The sequence below is a fragment of the Fibrella forsythiae genome, assembly GCF_017353175.1.
Classification (GTDB): domain Bacteria; phylum Bacteroidota; class Bacteroidia; order Cytophagales; family Spirosomataceae; genus Fibrella; species Fibrella forsythiae.
Genome location: NZ_JAFMYW010000001.1, coordinates 1,334,719 through 1,351,533, shown reverse-complemented (window position 1 = coordinate 1,351,533; position 16,815 = coordinate 1,334,719). Strand labels below are relative to the sequence as shown.

The 16,815-nt window shown below is 52.9% G+C and carries 14 protein-coding genes and 1 tRNA gene; 12 read left to right on the top strand and 3 right to left on the bottom strand.

The features are described 5' to 3' along the window. Positions 1-30: 30 nt before the first annotated feature. The 6 genes from J2I46_RS06045 to J2I46_RS06020 all read left to right on the top strand — a co-directional run bounded on the left by J2I46_RS06045 (position 31) and on the right by J2I46_RS06020 (position 6,315). Complete coding sequence (locus J2I46_RS06045; RefSeq protein ID WP_207328048.1) at positions 31-594, top strand: GNAT family N-acetyltransferase; 564 nt, start codon at positions 31-33, stop codon at positions 592-594. After that, on the top strand, positions 591-1,874 hold the full coding sequence (locus tag J2I46_RS06040; RefSeq protein ID WP_207328047.1) for a serine hydrolase domain-containing protein: 1,284 nt from the start codon (positions 591-593) through the stop codon (positions 1,872-1,874). The genes J2I46_RS06045 and J2I46_RS06040 overlap by 4 nt, the downstream gene beginning before the upstream one ends. Before the next feature lie 141 nt (positions 1,875-2,015). After that, entirely contained in the window at positions 2,016-3,269 is a 1,254-nt protein-coding gene (locus tag J2I46_RS06035) for a dicarboxylate/amino acid:cation symporter (protein WP_207328046.1), read from the top strand. Positions 3,270-3,333: 64 nt separating this feature from the next. Then, on the top strand, positions 3,334-4,971 hold the full coding sequence (locus tag J2I46_RS06030; RefSeq protein ID WP_207328045.1) for an ABC-F family ATP-binding cassette domain-containing protein: 1,638 nt from the start codon (positions 3,334-3,336) through the stop codon (positions 4,969-4,971). A 110-nt stretch (positions 4,972-5,081) separates the two neighbouring features. Next, a complete protein-coding gene (locus J2I46_RS06025; RefSeq protein WP_229379550.1) occupies positions 5,082-5,525 on the top strand; it encodes a peptidylprolyl isomerase in 444 nt (147 codons plus the stop codon). 151 nt (positions 5,526-5,676) lie between these two features. Beyond that, on the top strand, positions 5,677-6,315 hold the full coding sequence (locus J2I46_RS06020; RefSeq protein WP_207328044.1) for an acetoacetate decarboxylase family protein: 639 nt from the start codon (positions 5,677-5,679) through the stop codon (positions 6,313-6,315). Between the two features lie 61 nt (positions 6,316-6,376). Here the strand turns inward: J2I46_RS06020 and J2I46_RS06015 are convergent, their stop codons facing one another. After that, positions 6,377-7,126: a TrmH family RNA methyltransferase gene (locus J2I46_RS06015; protein WP_207328043.1), complete on the bottom strand. Its 750-nt coding sequence runs from the start codon at positions 7,124-7,126 to the stop codon at positions 6,377-6,379. A 5-nt stretch (positions 7,127-7,131) separates the two neighbouring features. Between J2I46_RS06015 and tamL the strand changes: the two genes are divergently transcribed. Beyond that, positions 7,132-9,756, top strand: coding sequence for a translocation and assembly module lipoprotein TamL (gene tamL / locus J2I46_RS06010; RefSeq protein ID WP_207328042.1), 2,625 nt, complete (start codon positions 7,132-7,134; stop codon positions 9,754-9,756). Between the two features lie 122 nt (positions 9,757-9,878). Here tamL and tgt read toward each other — a convergent pair whose 3' ends face one another. Next, the gene (gene tgt, locus J2I46_RS06005; RefSeq protein ID WP_207328041.1) at positions 9,879-11,009 is read right to left on the bottom strand and encodes a tRNA guanosine(34) transglycosylase Tgt; all 1,131 of its coding nucleotides are present in this window, start codon (positions 11,007-11,009) and stop codon (positions 9,879-9,881) included. A 213-nt stretch (positions 11,010-11,222) separates the two neighbouring features. Between tgt and J2I46_RS06000 the strand changes: the two genes are divergently transcribed. The 4 genes from J2I46_RS06000 to J2I46_RS05985 all read left to right on the top strand — a co-directional run bounded on the left by J2I46_RS06000 (position 11,223) and on the right by J2I46_RS05985 (position 13,837). After that, the gene (locus J2I46_RS06000) at positions 11,223-12,386 is read left to right on the top strand and encodes a glycosyltransferase (RefSeq protein WP_207328040.1); all 1,164 of its coding nucleotides are present in this window, start codon (positions 11,223-11,225) and stop codon (positions 12,384-12,386) included. 140 nt (positions 12,387-12,526) lie between these two features. Continuing rightward, positions 12,527-13,147, top strand: a complete 621-nt coding sequence (gene rsmG, locus J2I46_RS05995) for a 16S rRNA (guanine(527)-N(7))-methyltransferase RsmG (protein ID WP_207328039.1) — start codon at positions 12,527-12,529, stop codon at positions 13,145-13,147. A gap of 106 nt (positions 13,148-13,253) precedes the next feature. After that, positions 13,254-13,580, top strand: a complete 327-nt coding sequence (locus tag J2I46_RS05990; RefSeq protein ID WP_207328038.1) for a hypothetical protein — start codon at positions 13,254-13,256, stop codon at positions 13,578-13,580. 183 nt (positions 13,581-13,763) lie between these two features. Next, positions 13,764-13,837 (top strand) — tRNA-Asn (locus J2I46_RS05985). A gap of 41 nt (positions 13,838-13,878) precedes the next feature. On the opposite strand, the gene J2I46_RS05980 is transcribed toward J2I46_RS05985, so the two are convergent. After that, positions 13,879-16,245, bottom strand: a complete 2,367-nt coding sequence (locus J2I46_RS05980; RefSeq protein WP_207328037.1) for a T9SS type B sorting domain-containing protein — start codon at positions 16,243-16,245, stop codon at positions 13,879-13,881. Positions 16,246-16,613: 368 nt separating this feature from the next. On the opposite strand from J2I46_RS05980, the gene J2I46_RS33150 reads away from it, so the two are divergent. Beyond that, positions 16,614-16,742 (top strand): hypothetical protein, encoded by a 129-nt coding sequence (locus tag J2I46_RS33150; protein ID WP_262898004.1) that lies wholly within the window; start codon positions 16,614-16,616, stop codon positions 16,740-16,742. Positions 16,743-16,815 lie beyond the last annotated feature (73 nt).

Below are 16,815 nucleotides of genomic sequence, written 5' to 3'. Positions count from 1 at the left end.
TTTCATTTATACTTCTACCGTTTCCACCGTATGCCAGTTACCATCACTACCACACAAACCGACAACGATCTTCGCGGGCTGCTGGCTCTGCAACAACGCAACCAGGTACGTAACCTCACGCCCGAGCAGCAGCGGGAGCAAGGGTTTGTTACGCTCACGTATACGCTGGATCAGATGCGCCGGATGCACGAGGCGGCGCCAACTGTTATTGCTAAAGACGGCGACGAGGTGGTTGCCTACGCCATCACCACGGTGCCAGAGGTACGCGCCGACGTACCCGAATTAGCGACGCTGTTTAGCCTTTTTGATACCTTGACGTATGAAGGAAGGTTGCTCTCAGAATACCCATACTACGTAGTTGGGCAAGTCTGCGTCGACGCACGATATCGGGGGCAGGGTATTTTCGATAAGCTCTATGCGTACCACAAAGAATTATATCAAAGCCGGTTTCGATTATTCATCACTGATATCTCGGCCCGGAATACCCGGTCGTTACGCGCGCATGAACGGGTAGGATTCAAATCCATTCATTCTTTCCATGAACCCGACGCCAATGAGATCTGGGAAGTCGTGGTCTGGGATTTTACAAAATGAAAAAAACGCTTTACCTCTGTTTGCTCTCTACGTCGCTGCTGGCGCAACGACCATCTGTTCCGATAAACGTACCCAATCAGCTAACAGTCAGTGCTAATCCGGCGAAGCAGGGTTTTTCGGCCGAACGATTAAAACGCGTCGATGAACTGCTTCAGGGGTTCATTGATCAGGGCCTGGCCCCAAACGCCGTGGCGATGGTCGTCAGAAATGGTGAGATCGTCCTCCACAAAGCCTACGGATACAGCAACCTGGAACGGAAGACGCCGTCTCGCACGACTGACATCTATCGGATTGCCTCGCAGTCGAAAGCCATCACGACAACAACGCTGATGACCCTGTTTGAGGAAGGGAAGTTCATGCTTGATGAGCCGATCTCGAAGTACATTCCGGCCTTTAAAAACCCGGTTGTGCTGGTGAAATACACAAAGAACGACCCCGTAAAAGGAGCGTATGAAACCCGCCCTGCCAAATCAGAAATAACGATTCGGCAATTGCTGTGTCATAATGCGGGCATCCCCTACGAACATCCACTCGATCAGCGGCCCGAGTTCCGAATTCCATTTTTTGGCTCGAAAGAACCTGATCGGCTCGAAGACGTGGTGAACAGGCTGGCGAAACGGCCGTTGGTAAAAGACCCCGGTGATGGCTTTACCTACGGCCTGAACACGGATATTATTGGCCGACTGGTCGAAATACTATCGGGTGAACCGCTCGATGTGGCCATCCGGAAACGGGTACTCGACCCGCTGGGCATGAATGATACCTACTTCTACCTGCCTCCCGGCAAAGCAAGTCGCTTGGTGGAGTTGTACTCGAAAAGTGCCGACGCCCCCTTAACGGTTAATCCCAACGACACCTACCGAACCCTCGCCGTGTCGGGTGCCCGAACCTATTTTTCGGGTGGTGCTGGCCTGGTCGGAACGATAGAAGACTACGCCAAACTGTGCCAGCTATTTCTGAATGGCGGCACATTCAACGGCAGACGAATTCTGGCTCGGAAAACCGTAGACATGATGCTGACCAATCAATTGGGAGAAGACAATGTCTGGGATCGGCAGGATAAATATGGCCTTGGCTTTCAATTGATCACACCGAACAGCCACTACGGTGATCAGGCAACGCCGGGCTCGTTTACCTGGGGCGGCATGTACTGCTCAGAATTCACCGTCGACCCCACCGAAAACCTGATTATGCTGGTCTATACCAACGTGCATCCATATGCCTATTACGGCGACTTTGTCCGCAAATTCAGGGTTGCAGTTTACCAGGCTTTAGAGTAGCTGTTTTGTATTCTGGTCGGGAAGGTTGAAATTTAAAGCTGCGTTTTGTCATCCCGCAACGGCGGACTGCTCCTTACGTCGGGATGACAAAAAAACATACCCAATCACCCACCATAGCCCAGTTGCTTTTTTACACTTCATATGAAACTAAATATTACTACTAAAATCGTCATTGGCTTTGTGCTGGGCGTACTGATCGGGCAGATTCTGCATGCTTCCTACGACGTAGCTACGGCCGAGGCCATTGGTCAGAAATTCCAGTTGGTCAGCAAAGTGTTCCTGAAGCTGATCAAGATGATTATCGGGCCGCTCGTTTTTTCGACGCTGGTCGTCGGCATTGCCAAGCTGGGTGATTTTAAAGTAGTTGGCCGGATTGGTATCAAAACGTTGGGCTACTTCTACTTCGCCACCATCCTCTCCCTCATCATCGGTCTGGTTGTAGTCAACGTAACCAAGCCGGGCAGTATTCAAAGCTGGCCACGGCCCGCCGCCGGTACGTCGATTGGCGTTGAAGGCAAGAAGTTGAATTCGATTGAAGAATTCATCCTGCACATCTTCCCCGATTCAGCGTTCCGGGCATTGGCCGAGAACGAGATCCTGCAAATTGTGGTGTTCTCACTGTTTTTCGGGGTGGCGCTGGGCGCGATTGGCGATAAGGGAAAGTCGATCACCAAAGCGTTGGATGCGCTGAGCGAACTGGTTTTCAAGATGGTTGGGTACGTGATGCAACTGGCTCCATTTGCCGTACTGGGCGCTATGGCGGCTGTTGTAGCGTCGAAAGGGCTGAGCATTCTGGCTTCTTACGCCTACCTGTTGGTTTGTTTTTATGGAGGGCTGCTGTTCTTCATCTTTGTGGTGCTGTTTGCTATCTGTACCGTCTCAAAAATTCCGTTCTTCCGGCTGTTGCAGGCCATGAAGGCGCCGCTGCTGCTGTCGTTCAGTACGGCATCGTCGGAGGCCTCGTTACCGCAGCAGATCAAAGTGCTGGAAAACTTCGGCATCTCGAACCGGATTATTGGTTTCGTCTTGCCGCTGGGTTATTCGTTCAACCTCGACGGCTCTATGATGTACATGACCTTTGCTACGGGTTTCATTGCGCAGGCCTACGGCATTCCGCTGACGTTGAACCAGCAGATTTTCATGCTCTTAACGCTGATGATCACTTCGAAAGGCATTGCGGGTGTACCCCGCGCCTCCCTCGTCGTTATTGCCGGCACGCTGGCGCAGTTTAACCTACCCGTCGAAGGGCTGGCCCTTATCCTGGGCATCGATCCCTTTCTCGATATGGGTCGCTCGGCCACATCCGTAATGGGCAATGCCGTTGCCACGTCGGTCGTAGCCAAATGGGAAGGCGAACTCGACCTCAACCACGTACCTGTGCTGGAAACAGAGTAGCCGCCTGCTAATCCCGCTAAAATTTCGTACCTTTGCGGCTTAATTTCAGCCACAACGAACGCGAATGATATCAGTATCGAACGTCTCGCTGCGCTACGGCAAGCGGGTACTTTTTGACGACGTTAACATAAAATTTGTACCCGGTAACTGCTACGGCGTTATTGGTGCCAACGGAGCCGGAAAATCAACGTTTTTGAAAATCCTGTCGGGTGAGATCGAGCCACAGACGGGGCAGGTGACCATGGGGCCCGGCGAACGGATGTCGGTATTGAACCAGAATCAGTTTGCCTATGATGAATACCCTGTTTTGCAAACGGTTATCATGGGGAACAAGCGCCTGTATGACATCATGCAGGAGAAGGATATTCTTTATGCCAAAACCGAATTTACGGACGCCGATGGCGAGCGTGCTGGCGTGTTGGAATCAGAGTTTGCCGAGATGAACGGCTGGGATGCCGAATCAGATGCCGCCTCGCTGCTATCGGGACTAGGCATTACCGAAGACCTGCACTATACGCAAATGGCCGACCTGAACGCCTCGGAGAAAGTGCGTGTGCTGCTTGCTCAGGCCCTTTTCGGCGATCCGGATATCCTGCTCCTCGACGAACCGACCAACAACCTTGACGTGGAATCGGCCATTTGGCTCGAAGGCTTCCTGGCTAACTTCAAGAACACGGTGATTGTAGTTTCCCATGACCGGCACTTCCTCGATCAGGTGTGTACGCACATCGTCGATATTGACTTCTCGAAAGTGAAGCAGTACGCCGGTAACTACACGTTCTGGTACGAGTCGAGCCAGTTGGCACTCCGTCAGAAGCAGGATCAGAATAAGAAGACCGAAGACAAGCGGAAGGAACTGGAAGAGTTTATTCGCCGCTTCTCGGCCAACGCCTCGAAGTCGAAGCAGGCTACAAGCCGCCAGAAACTGCTGGAGAAGCTCACCATTGAAGATATTGCGTACTCTTCACGGAAGTATCCATATATCCACTTCAAGCCGGAACGTGAGCCGGGCGACCAGATCCTGACGGTCGAGAACCTGTCGTACACGGGTGAAGACGGCCAGAAACTGTTCAGTAACGTGTCGTTCTCTATGAACCGGAACGATAAGGTTTTCCTGTATAGCCGCGACAGCCTCGCCGTTACGGCGCTGCTCGATGTGCTGTCGGGCACAAAACAAGCAGACTCAGGTACGTTCAAATGGGGTGTAACGATCACCAACGCGTACTTCCCGAATGATACCGGCCGTGATGCGTTTTTCCAGGCCGCCGATGACCTGAACCTGGTCGATTGGCTGCGTCAGTATTCGGTTGAGAAAGACGAGTCTTTTATCCGGGGTTTCCTGGGCAGGATGCTTTTCTCGGGCGAGGAATCGCTGAAGAAAGCGTCGGTGTTATCAGGGGGTGAGAAGGTACGTTGTATGCTCTCGCGGATGATGCTATCAGGTGCCAACGCCCTGATGCTCGACGAGCCAACCAACCATCTGGACCTGGAGTCGATTGAAGCGGAAAACCGCGGTCTGATCGAATTCAAAGGCCCGGTGCTGTTCTCCTCGCATGACCACCAGTTTGTGCAGACGATCGCTAACCGGGTAATCGAACTGTCGCCAACCGGCATGCTCGATAAATTGATGACCTACGACGAATTCATCGCCGACCCGCGTGTAAAGCAGCAGCGGGAAGAATTATATAAACAAATCGCATAAAACAGTCTTCTGTTTTCAGTTTGCTGTTTTCTGTTGCGCTGCTTAAGTACTAATCTGAATCTAGCGGAGTAACAGAAAACGGTAAACAGAAAACGGTAAACTCTCTTCCAATGAAAGCTCTAATGAACACCGATCGTGGTACTATGACGATCGAATTTTTTGAAAAAGATGCACCGGGTACGGTTGCCAACTTTGTGAAACTGGCTAAGTCTGGTTTTTATGACGGTGTTGTGTTTCACCGCGTCATTCCCAACTTTATGATTCAGGGTGGTGACCCAACCGGCACGGGTGCAGGTGGCCCCGGCTACAGCATTCCCTGCGAACTGTCGGGCGACAACCAATACCACGATCGCGGGGTGTTGAGCATGGCGCACCGGGGTCGCAACACGGGCGGTTCACAGTTCTTCATATGCCACAACCGGCAGAATACGGCTCACCTCGACCGGAACCACACGGTTTTCGGTAAAGTAACCGACGGTATCGACCTCGTTGACCAGATCAAACAAGGCGACAAAATCCAGTCGATCACGATCACGGAAGAAGCCGAAGCGTAAGCGTTAATCCTCTTTTCAGGAGCCCCGCCAGATTTCTGGCGGGGCTTTTTTTGTGGGTACGTTGCCGTTAATGTATTGCGGTCGAAGGGCCTGGCGTCAGCAACACACTAATCTACAAAGCATTGTACCTGAAAAACTAGTTACTTGCGGTATGACAGCATTACCCCCCTGGACCTTGACGGGCAGTGGCCTCGTTCTGATTGCGCATTTTCCCGAGATGTTCGTGCGGCAGCATGGGTTTCTGGATGATTTCCAGCAGGCAGGGTATCGCGGCTGGATCGGTACCGTTATGCTCGTCGATTATACGTCGTCGGATGTGGGGCCGTACTGCGAGTTGCTGTTCATCCCCGGCCTCTTCAACCTTAACGGGCGAACCACCTTTTCGATCTCAAAAATCTACGTGTCAACCCAGGTGAGCGTCGACAATGGCATCGCCAACTGGGGTATTCCGAAAGAGCAGGCCGATTTCACGATTACGACCCAGCCAGACGGCTCGAAGACGTACCTGGTGCGTAAAGACGGGCAGGCATTTTTCTCGGTGCGAGTCAGCACCGGTGGCCTGTCGTTTCCGGTGAGCACAAGATTGTTACCCGGCTTTCAGGTGACCCAACGGCGAGGGCACGAACTGGTCCTGACAGCACCTTCGGCCAGCGGAAAAGGGCAGTTCGCGTCGCTTCATGCGCTTCAGATCAACACCGATTACTTCCCCGACATCAGTCAGGGTACGCGGCTGGCGGCTATCGCAATGACATCCTTTGAGATGGTGTTTCCCGTTGCAGACGTGTTGTGACGTTGCACTTAGGTGGTACTACTGACAGGCAACTCGCCACATCACCCAGTGAGCAACGTACCTACCCCTGCACGCGGCGGAGGTTATCCAGGATCACGGCGGTGGCAATACCAACATTCAATGACTCAGCGTCGCCATAGCGGGGAATCGTAATCCGTTGGGTAACAAACGGCGTTATGTTCGGACCGATTCCGTTGGCTTCGTTGCCCATCACGATATACCCGCCCGCTGCGTTGAATGGACTCTGATGAACGTCGTCGCCATCCAGAAAAGCGCCGTACACAGGTGCATTGGCTTGGTTGAGCACGCCTGTCAGATCGCCATACCACCAGTTTACGCGTGTAAACGAGCCCTTACTGGCCGAAATTACTTTTGGGTTATACACGTCAGCGGTTGTTTCCGAGCATAAAATGGTGTCGATCCCATACCAGTCGGCGATGCGCAAAATAGTGCCCAGATTGCCGGGGTCACGAATGTCATCGAGAACCAACACCCAGGCGTCTGGCGCTCGTAAAAGCGGTACATTTGCACGCATACGGACAACGGCCAACGCGGCGTTATTGCTTTCGAGCGTACCAACGCGGGTTAGTTCTTCGGCAGTAGCGGTTTCAATTCGGCAGCGTTGGCGGTCTGCCCCGTCGGCGTTTTCTTTGTAGAAAGCGTCTGTCGTCAGTAAGAGATCGACCTCAAATGTTGATGACAGCACTTCCTGAACGCTCTTCGCGCCTTCGACCAGAAAGCAGCCTTCCTGCTGACGGTATTTTTTCTGGTGCAACGACCTGACAAACTGCGCGACAGATTTTGATATCATAAGGAATGACTAATAGACAATCGGCCCCCCGGTTCAATACAGTAGAGCAGAAACCCCGGTGGTGGACCAAAGGTATACTCAGTTTTGGCAAGCATGAAGCCCAACGCTCAGTATGCACGATCGGTGGCCTGATTTTACTGTCTGTTTATTTGATGGCCGCCTGCGCACCAGCGAAACGGTCCGGGAATCAATACCTGCTTTTTTCACAGTCTGTCAAAGGAAATCAGACCATTGACACCGAAGAACTGGAAGCGCTTATTCCCCGACGTCCCAACAAACGACTGCTTCAACTGCCTTTTACACCTGGTTTATGGATTTATCAGGGCTTCTCCGGAAAGTATGACCCCGAACAGAGGCGTAAAGAATTAGAAGCGCTGACCGTGCGTTTCGAACAGGAGAGCCAGGTGGTAGGAGGCGATTCCAAAGCGTTGAAAAAACTGAACAGGCGCTTCAACCGGGAAGCGCGACGTGATCAGAAATACATCGAAAAAGGCAACTGGGTGATGCGTAATTTCGGCGAGCCCCCCGTTTACTTCGTGCAGGCCGACGCCCAGGCTGACTCCGCTAAAATGCGTCTCTTTCTGAGAAAGAAAGGCTTTCGGAGCGCAACGGTTCGCTACACCGTTGATACACTGGCCGACAGCCGAGTACGAGTCAATTACATTGTTTCTGAAGGAATACCGTCAATTCTGCGGTCAATTTCGTACGACATTCCCGATAAACGGATCGATTCGCTGGTCGGCTATTCACTTAGCGCTGCGCTGATTAAAGCGAATGACCGGCTAGACGAGGACAAGGTTTTTGCGGAAAGCGTCCGAATTGAGGAGCTGCTGCGCAATAGCGGCTACTACAGCTTCTCACGCCAGTACATAATCCCGTTCGGGAATGATACAATACAGAACGTGTCCGGGGATAAGTCCAGCCAGCCTGTTGATCTGACCATGCAGATTCTGAACCCGCCCGGAAAAAGCGCTCACCCGGTTTATTATGTTGGTGACGTGCAGATGACGCTGGCCAGAGACCCTAAAGTGGCCGTCGATACGGTTCGACGCAATGGCATCCGGTATTTTCTGGAGCCTGGTATGTACTCGACACGCTTACTTGATACTAAAATATCCCTGCGTCCGGGCGCGCTCTACCGGTTAAAAGACTACGCCGACACGCAACGGCAGCTCTTTCTGTTAAACCAGTTCCGGTTTGCCAACGTCAACTTCACGGATACAACTGGTCGCCGCCTGAGAACCGTGATCACGGCCACTCCGCTGGATAAGTACGATATCACCACTGAGTTAGGGGCAACCGTGTTGTACTATGGGCAGGGTTTTCCGGGCCCCTATGCCAATGCTGCACTACGGGTACGTAATCTCTTTGGCGGGCTGGAGACTTTTGAGGTAGCTGCTCGGTTTGGTCTGGAAGCGCAGTTAGGTTTCGCCGTCAATAAAGTGCTGTATTCGCAGGAATTTGGCCTGACGACTTCGTTGATTTTTCCACAGATTCTGTTTCCCGGAAAAACGCGTTTTCTCTTCAATGAGCTTAACCCACGTACGCAGTTATCGCTGGGATACACGATTACCGACCGGCCCGATTACACCCGTCGAAATCTGCGCGGTACCATGACGTACCTGTGGCAACGTACCCAGACGCAGCAATTCAACGCCAGCATCGTTGACGTCAACTACCTGCAGGCTGGTATTCAACAAACGGATATCGGCGCACAGTTTCAAAAGTCGCTGGATAGCCTGACGAACGAGGGGAGCACAATTGGCAACAGCTTTCGAAACGCATTTTTCTCCAGCATAAGTTTTGGCTACACGTACAATACCAATATTCTGGGGCAAAACAAACGCGCCAATTTCTTCCGGACAACGCTTGAGTCGGGTGGCACCACGCTGAATCTGTTGAAGACCTCGGCGGTCGAATCCCTATCGCAAAGCTCAGGCCTGAACTTATACAAGTACCTGCGCACAAACGTAGATTACCGGCACTACCTGCCTATCTCGTCACGTGCGCTGCTGGCTTTTCGGGTAAATGCCGGGGTCGTCTTTGGCTATGGGTCCAATCTGACCGCCCCCTATGAAAAACGGTTCTTCGCGGGTGGTTCCAACAGTGTACGGGCCTGGTTGCCCCGCCGTCTGGGTTTAGGGGCGTCGTATCCGCGTTCATTCACGCTATCGGATGGAACAACGTTGCCGGTCTTTGCTAACGGCCAGAATGGGGAGTTCGATTATCGTTTCGAGCAACCAGGCGACGTATTAGTGGAAGGCTCAGCCGAATTACGGGCCAGACTTTTCCACTTTGGGGCTGATATAAATGGCGCCGTGTTCGTTGACGCCGGAAACGTGTGGCTGCTCCGTGATCCGGGAAACAACCCAAACGCGGTATTTCGGCCCGGTACGTTCTATCAACAACTTGCCGTAGGCACAGGCGTGGGCTTACGCCTTGATTTCTCGTTTTTTGTGATCCGCTTCGACTTTGCCGTGAAAGCCTACGACCCCTCGCGCAGGTACGTTGATGCAACGACGAAACAACTGGTCGATGAGCGATTTATCCTGAACAGGTTCTCGTTTAAAACCCCGTTCTCGGGTACTAACCCAGTCAACGTTGTCTTCGGCATCGGGTATCCGTTTTAGAGGAGGAAAGGGAAGAGAGGGAGGAGGGGAAGAAAGGGAGGAAGGGGCATCTGCGTAAGCAATACCAGCGCGTAAGCATCCCCTTCCTTCTTTTCTTCCCCCTCCTCCCTTTCCTCCCTCTTCTACATCCTTACCATTAATCGCTTCACCATATCGTTTTTCCACGACACAAAATCGCCGGCTTCGATATGGGCGCGGGCTTGCCGGACGAGCCAGAGGTAGAACGTCAGATTTTGAAGCGAGCCAATTTGGCCGGCCAGCAGTTCGTCTGACTTGAAGAGGTGGCGCACGTAGGCTTTTGTGTAGAACGTACTGGCGTAGCCGCCCAAACCGGCGTCGATAGGGCTGAAGTCACGGCTCCATTTTTCGTTCTTCATGTTCATGATTCCTTCCGTTGTAAACAGCAGTCCGTGGCGGCCGTTGCGGGTTGGCATCACGCAGTCGAACATGTCGACGCCCAGCGCAATGGCTTCCAGAATGTTGGCGGGCGTACCCACGCCCATCAGGTAGCGCGGTTTATGGCGGGGCAGAATCTCGTTGACCAGGTCGATGGTTTTATACATCTCTTCGGCCGGTTCGCCAACGGCCAGACCACCGATGGCGTTACCCACCCGTTCTTTACCGGCAACGATAGCCGCCGATTCGCGCCGCAAATCGGTATATGTGCTGCCCTGAACGATGGGGAACAGGTATTGCGTGTAGCCGTAATGCCCCTCTGTTTCGTCGAAACGCGTAATGCAGCGGTCGAGCCAGCGGTGGGTCATGTCCATCGATTTTTTGGCATAGGCGTAGTCGCAGGGGTAGGGGGTACACTCATCGAAAGCCATCATGATATCGGCCCCGATCGTGCGTTGGATGTCCATTACTCCCTCTGGCGTGAATGTATGTTTCGATCCGTCGATATGCGATTTGAACGTGACGCCCTCTTCCTTGATCTTCCGGGTGTTTGAGAGCGAATAGACCTGATAGCCCCCCGAATCGGTCAGAATGGGTCGTTTCCAGCCGTTGAAACCGTGAAGACCGCCCGCCTGCTGAAGCACGTCGAGGCCGGGACGTAGATAGAGATGGTAGGTATTGCCAAGAATAATGTCGGCATTGATATCTGTTTCCAGTTCGCGCTGATGCACCGCTTTTACCGTTCCCGCCGTACCGACAGGCATGAAAATAGGGGTTTGAATTGGGCCATGATCGGTAGTTAACGTACCTGTGCGTGCCTGCGAAGCCGGATCGTTGTGTTGAATTGTAAAGGTCATTGGTTGGAGTTTACCGTTTACTGTTTGCTGTTTACAGTTGCGCTGCCATAAGTACCCTGAGGCTCATGAGCAGCGCAACTGTAAACAGCAAACAGTAAACGGTAAACAGAAAGCATTGTGCTGAAACCACAAAGGTACGATGCCGCTGTTTGTCTCTATCTTTGCGGCGTTGAATAGTCTACTTCCTCCTTTGATTAAACTGCTACCGTTCTGGTGATTACTAGTTTACTGGCGGGATGGCTTGGCGTGCTGGTGATTCAGGTGCTGTGCCTCCTTTTTCTGTTTGCCCGAACGGCGTTTCGGCCTGTGCCGACCCCGGTTGGTGCGCCGTCTGCTGCCCAGGGAGTAACAGTCGTGGTTTGTGCCAATAACGAACACGATAACCTGCTCGAACTGCTCCCGATGCTGACCGCGCAGGATTACCCACTCTTTGAAGTGCTGGTGATGGACGACCGCTCCACCGATCTTTCCGACGTACTGCTGGAGGAACTGGTGCCGTTGCTGCCTAACCTACGCTATATCCGGGTCGATGTGGAAGCGGCGCATGTGACGCCCAAAAAATATGCACTGACCATTGCCATGAAAAAGGCAACGTACCCGACCGTTTTGCTGACCGATGCCGATTGTCGTCCCGCGTCTGATCAATGGCTGGCGGGTATGGTAGCGCCACTCCAGAGTCCGTCGACCGAAATGGTACTGGGTATCTCGCCGTATAGCCGCCGCCCCGGTTTTCTCAACTTCCTGATTCGCTCAGAAACCCTGTTTACGGCCGTGCAATACGTATCAATGGCTCTTGCGGGGCGGCCCTACATGGGCGTGGGGCGTAACCTGCTGTATCGGCGCGATCTGTTTTTCCGGCATAAAGGTTTTTACAGCCATATGCGCGTGTGGGGCGGCGATGATGATCTGTTCGTAAATGAAGCCGCTACGCCTCAAAATGTAGCCGTCAGCCTGCACCCGGATACGTTCACGCTGTCGACGCCGAAAGAAACCTGGGCTGACTGGAAACGGCAGAAACAGCGGCATCTGGCCGTAGGTAAACATTATAAAACCGGCGATAAGCTCTGGCTGGGCCTCATCACAGGCACTCACGTGCTCAGCTGGTTGCTGGGCTTGCTGGTGGCTGGGTACGTTGTCTGGCTTATACTGACCCATCAGACCACGTTACTGTATCAGCCGCTGTTGCTGATCACAACCGGTCTGTTTGTGCTTCGTTTTGGTTTATTTTGGGGTATAATCGGCCGTATCAGCCACCGATTCGACCAGTTGGTTCGCTGGTATGCGATGCCGGCCACCGACCTCACGCTGGCCGTTTATTATTGCCTGTCGACCGCACGCATGGTCTTTACCTGGCGCCGCAAACAGACAGGATGGTGAAACTAGTTTCGGGCATTCAATTTCGAGTTTCAGATGTTAAACGGTCTGCCGTTGCGGTGCTTTGCCAAGCAATCAGCCGGTTGATCAGCAGCGCCATTTGAAACCTGGAACTATATCCCTGAAGCGTAATATTTTGACACGTGGAACTCATTAACAGCTACTTCCCGAACCTGACCGACGAGCAGAAAAGACAATTTGCTGCGCTCGACGGGCTATACCGCGACTGGAACGCGAAAATCAACGTAATCTCGCGTCAGGATATCGACGCCTTGTATGAAAAGCACGTACTGCATTCGCTGGGTATTGCCAAGGTGATTCAGTTTAAGCCCGGCACCGAGATTCTCGACGTAGGTACGGGCGGCGGTTTTCCCGGCATTCCGCTGGCGATCCTATTTCCGCTGGTGCAGTTTCACCTGGTGGATAGCATCGGCAAGAAAATCACGGTGGTGCAGGGCGTGGCCGAGGCGCTGGGGCTGACCAACGTGCGTGCCGAGCAGGTACGTGCCGAATCGATAGGCCAGAGCTACGATTTTGTGGTGAGCCGGGCTGTAACGCGGCTACAGCCGTTTATGAGCTGGATGCGCTACAAAATCACGAAGCGCGGCAACAACGACCTGCCCAACGGGGTTCTGTATCTGAAAGGCGGCGATTTGACCGAAGAACTCGCCGAGATTCCTGATAAATACACCATTTACAATCTCTCTGATTACTTTGAGGGTGAATTCTTCGAAACAAAAAAAGTAGTACACGTTAAAAAATAGTTTACAGTTTGCTGTTTACCGTCTTCTGTTGCTTCGCTGTGGTCAGATACGTACCTGAACGAAGCAACAGAAGACGGTAAACAGCAAACTGTAAACGTAAAAAGCCATGAACGAACGTTTTAGCAGCAGCAGTTTTAAAGACCCGATCCGGCAGGACGTGGTTGAGTTTAACGACAAGGGCGTCACCTTCCGCGTGAAGAAGCTCATTGGTGGTACCGACAACTTCATCTTCTACTCCGACATTTCGGGCGTAGAGATCGACAACGGCCTGTTCTTCTCCACGATCCGCATCCTGCCCCGTGCCCGGCCCGAGATCGTGCTGAGCAACTTCACCAAGGGGGACGCCCGCCGGGTAAAGGAGTTGATCCTGGAGAACGTACCTGCCAACCGCCCCGACGTGTTCGGCGGCCCAACCGGCTACGGACAGCGATAAAATTTTTAGCCTTTGCTGGTCATTCGTAGTCACTGATAGTCATTAGGTTGTGCAGGCAACCCTAAGGCGAAAGCAGCGGCAGCAACGAAAATGAACGTTTTTTTTCGCCAAACGCTTGCGTTGAACCACTCAGCGGCCTACTTTTGCACCACGATATCAGAACAACGACATCGTCCGGCACATTCCCGAATAGCTCAGCCGGTTAGAGCATCTGACTGTTAATCAGAGGGTCGCTGGTTCGAGCCCAGCTTCGGGAGCAAAATCCCCAAATCATAGCGATTTGGGGATTTTTTGTTGGCTAGCGAAGTACGTCGATGACACCTTTTCGGGTGAATACGTCCGGATGGTCCGTTCCTTTTATCTCGAGTCGATATAAGTACAGGCCGTTGTTAACGGGTTGGCCGCGGTAGGTGCCGTCCCAGGTTGACCAGCCGGCCTGGTTGCCTGGTGTGTCGGTAGAGCGGTAAAGTACTTCGCCCCAACGATCATAGATGGTGAGGGTCATGCGCTCCGTTCCTGAGCTATGAATGACCAGGGTCTCGTTCAGGCCATCCTGGTTAGGCGTGAATCCATCAGGTACGTATGCCCTGGGTAGGGTAGGCGGGCAACTGGAGACAATACGCACCGAGTCGGCTGTTTCGCAGCCCGCCGATGATCGGGCTATTAATGTATAAAGGCCATATGATTGCGCCTGCACGACCGGGTCTGAACTGACTATCCGACCAGCCTGTAGCCAGCGGTAAGTTACGTTGGGCAGCGGGCCCGCATCAAGCGCAAGATAACCCAGGGCGATGTTTCGGAAACAGGTGTCGATCAGCCGACTGGTCAGTTGTACCGCCGGGTACGGGTGCAGGGTCACATTCAGCGAGGCATCGCTGCTACAGCCGCTGCTGGTGCTGAGCGCTTTAACGGCGTATTGTCCGCTCTGCCGGGCCACAAGGCGTCCACCCGTTACCGTCTGGCCAGTAGGCAGTGTCCACTGGAAGTGATCCCAATCACGGGTTGGGGGAGCTTCTACAGTCAGTGAGTCGCCACAACCCGATCGCGTTGGCTGGCTGAGCTGATACGGGGCGGGCTGTTGAAACGTTACGGTTACCTTTTTCTCGGAGAAGCAAGTGCCGTCGGTTAAACTGCTGACCCGGACCGTGTACGTCTGCGTACCATCCAGGGCAGTCACCGTCAGTGAATCCAGCCTGTCGCGGGGCGGTTGAATACCAGCGCCTGTCCATTGCGGCGTACCGCCAGTGGCATGTGCCTGTAGCAGGAAACGGCCACACGAATCGGCAACAGCCCGTGCGGTGGGGTTTACCTCAAGCAGCACAACGGGCACCTGGTTCGATTGAAGTTGAATGTCTTTGCATTTGATTTCCCGTAGCCTCAGGCTGTACGTACCTGATTTCGTTGGGATTACGGTGGGTCTATTTGCGCCGTCGATAGCCGTGCCGTCAGCATACCATGCGTATATCAGGTACGTTGAATCAAGGTTTTCTACCTTGGACGTGAGCCGAAATTGATTGCAACCAGCGAGTTGTTCGAGCGAAATGCTGAGTTTTGGCGGCAGGCTGGGAAGGGTATCAATAAGGGGGGGCAGTCCCGCCAAAGCCCGCCGACCGCCCAGGTCAACCGCCTGAACCACCAGATTACAGGCGGGGCCAGGCTGGTTGGGTTGATTAATGGCTAACAAATGGGTTTCCCCGGGTTGGGTGCCGTAAATCCTGGCGTCGGGGCCAAGCTGCAACGCGCCTATTCCGGGCGAAGCAGTCTGTTGCGCCTGCACAGACAGCCGTGCGGTAACTGTCAGATCCGTTGCCCGAAGCTGATAAATCGTTTTGCCGAAGAGCGTGGTCAGGTAGATCAACGTGTTGTCGGGCGAAAACTCAAGTCCGTATGCCCCATCCGTTTCCGGGCTCTGCCATTTCATCGGGTTCGAGATCGCGCCGGTTTTCGTATCAAAATCGAACACCTCCAGAAACCCGCCGTGGGCACTGTCTGACACCGCTACCGCTAGCTTTCGCCCATTGTGCGACGGCTTCATATACCCTTTCCGCTGCTGATGTACGCTACCAACCCGGTACAGCGTTGGCGGCATAATTACGCCGTTGTCATTGAGGAGGTTAACCCGGAACGCATTTGTTCCCGCGTCGTGTGTAATGACCCAGTGGTTCAGGTTATTGCAATGGCTGATTGTCGCGATTTTCTCCGTAGACTGGGCTGCCAGTTGTTTATTCTTCGTCGTTAAGCCGCCCAATCCGCCGTTCAGAGTCATGTTTACCCGGGCATATTGGATACCGGTTTGCTGGTTGCCCGCTACCGAAAAGACGTAGAACTCGGCGTTACTGGCCTGATGCGGTACGATGAGCGCTGCCTGGGTGCTCTGGCCGCTTCCGCCAAGATCGGTAGCCCCCGGCATTGCTTCATGCCTGCGATTCCAGATTGTGCTACCGTCTGTATAAAATTGCAATTGACCCGTCTCATCCGACCGGGCAGCACAGCCTTCCGTCGAACGAAGCTGGCCATTCGTTACGGCCTGAATGGTGCCTCCACTAAACGAAAGCCCCGCATTCGTGCCGAAATACCAATTTGAGTTCTGTGGCCCCTGCGCCTTGCTGAAGTAGCCACTAAGTGTACCAATAAGTATACTGGCAACAAACAGATGCTTATTCATAGACAGGCCCGATAAACGCTGTAACTAACCGGGCCAGACACGCTAATCGGGCCGGGAATGGTAAAATAAGTAGATTAGTTTAATAATTCTATAGAACAAGTAATCAATAATGGGCGGGAACTTACTTCCAGACCTCTTTATCGATTATAAGGTTGGAATGACTATCAGGATGATAGATACTGCCCAGAAGTGGAAGTGGAAAAGGCGCTGCTTCAGAGTGGATGTAGCCCATACGAGACACTATACGACGGCTTTGGTTTCGCCCAGCTTCTACTTAAATGTATTTATTCGTATTAAAAACTTATTTAAAAGAAACTATTGTTATCCGTTTTCCGTAGGTAGATGCACTGTAACGCCTAAAACACGTCATGCCTACTAAATCACTTCCATCCGTATCACTTGCTACTGTTAATCTGATTACCTGGTCTGTTGTGCTACTTTGCTCGGCACTGATGGCTTTCGGACTTTGGGAACTAGCCACCAGCCTGTTTCACTAAGCGAAACGTACCTGGTTCAGATCGGATACCTTACCGTATCGACGAACGCGTAAAAAAGCACTCAACAGTGATG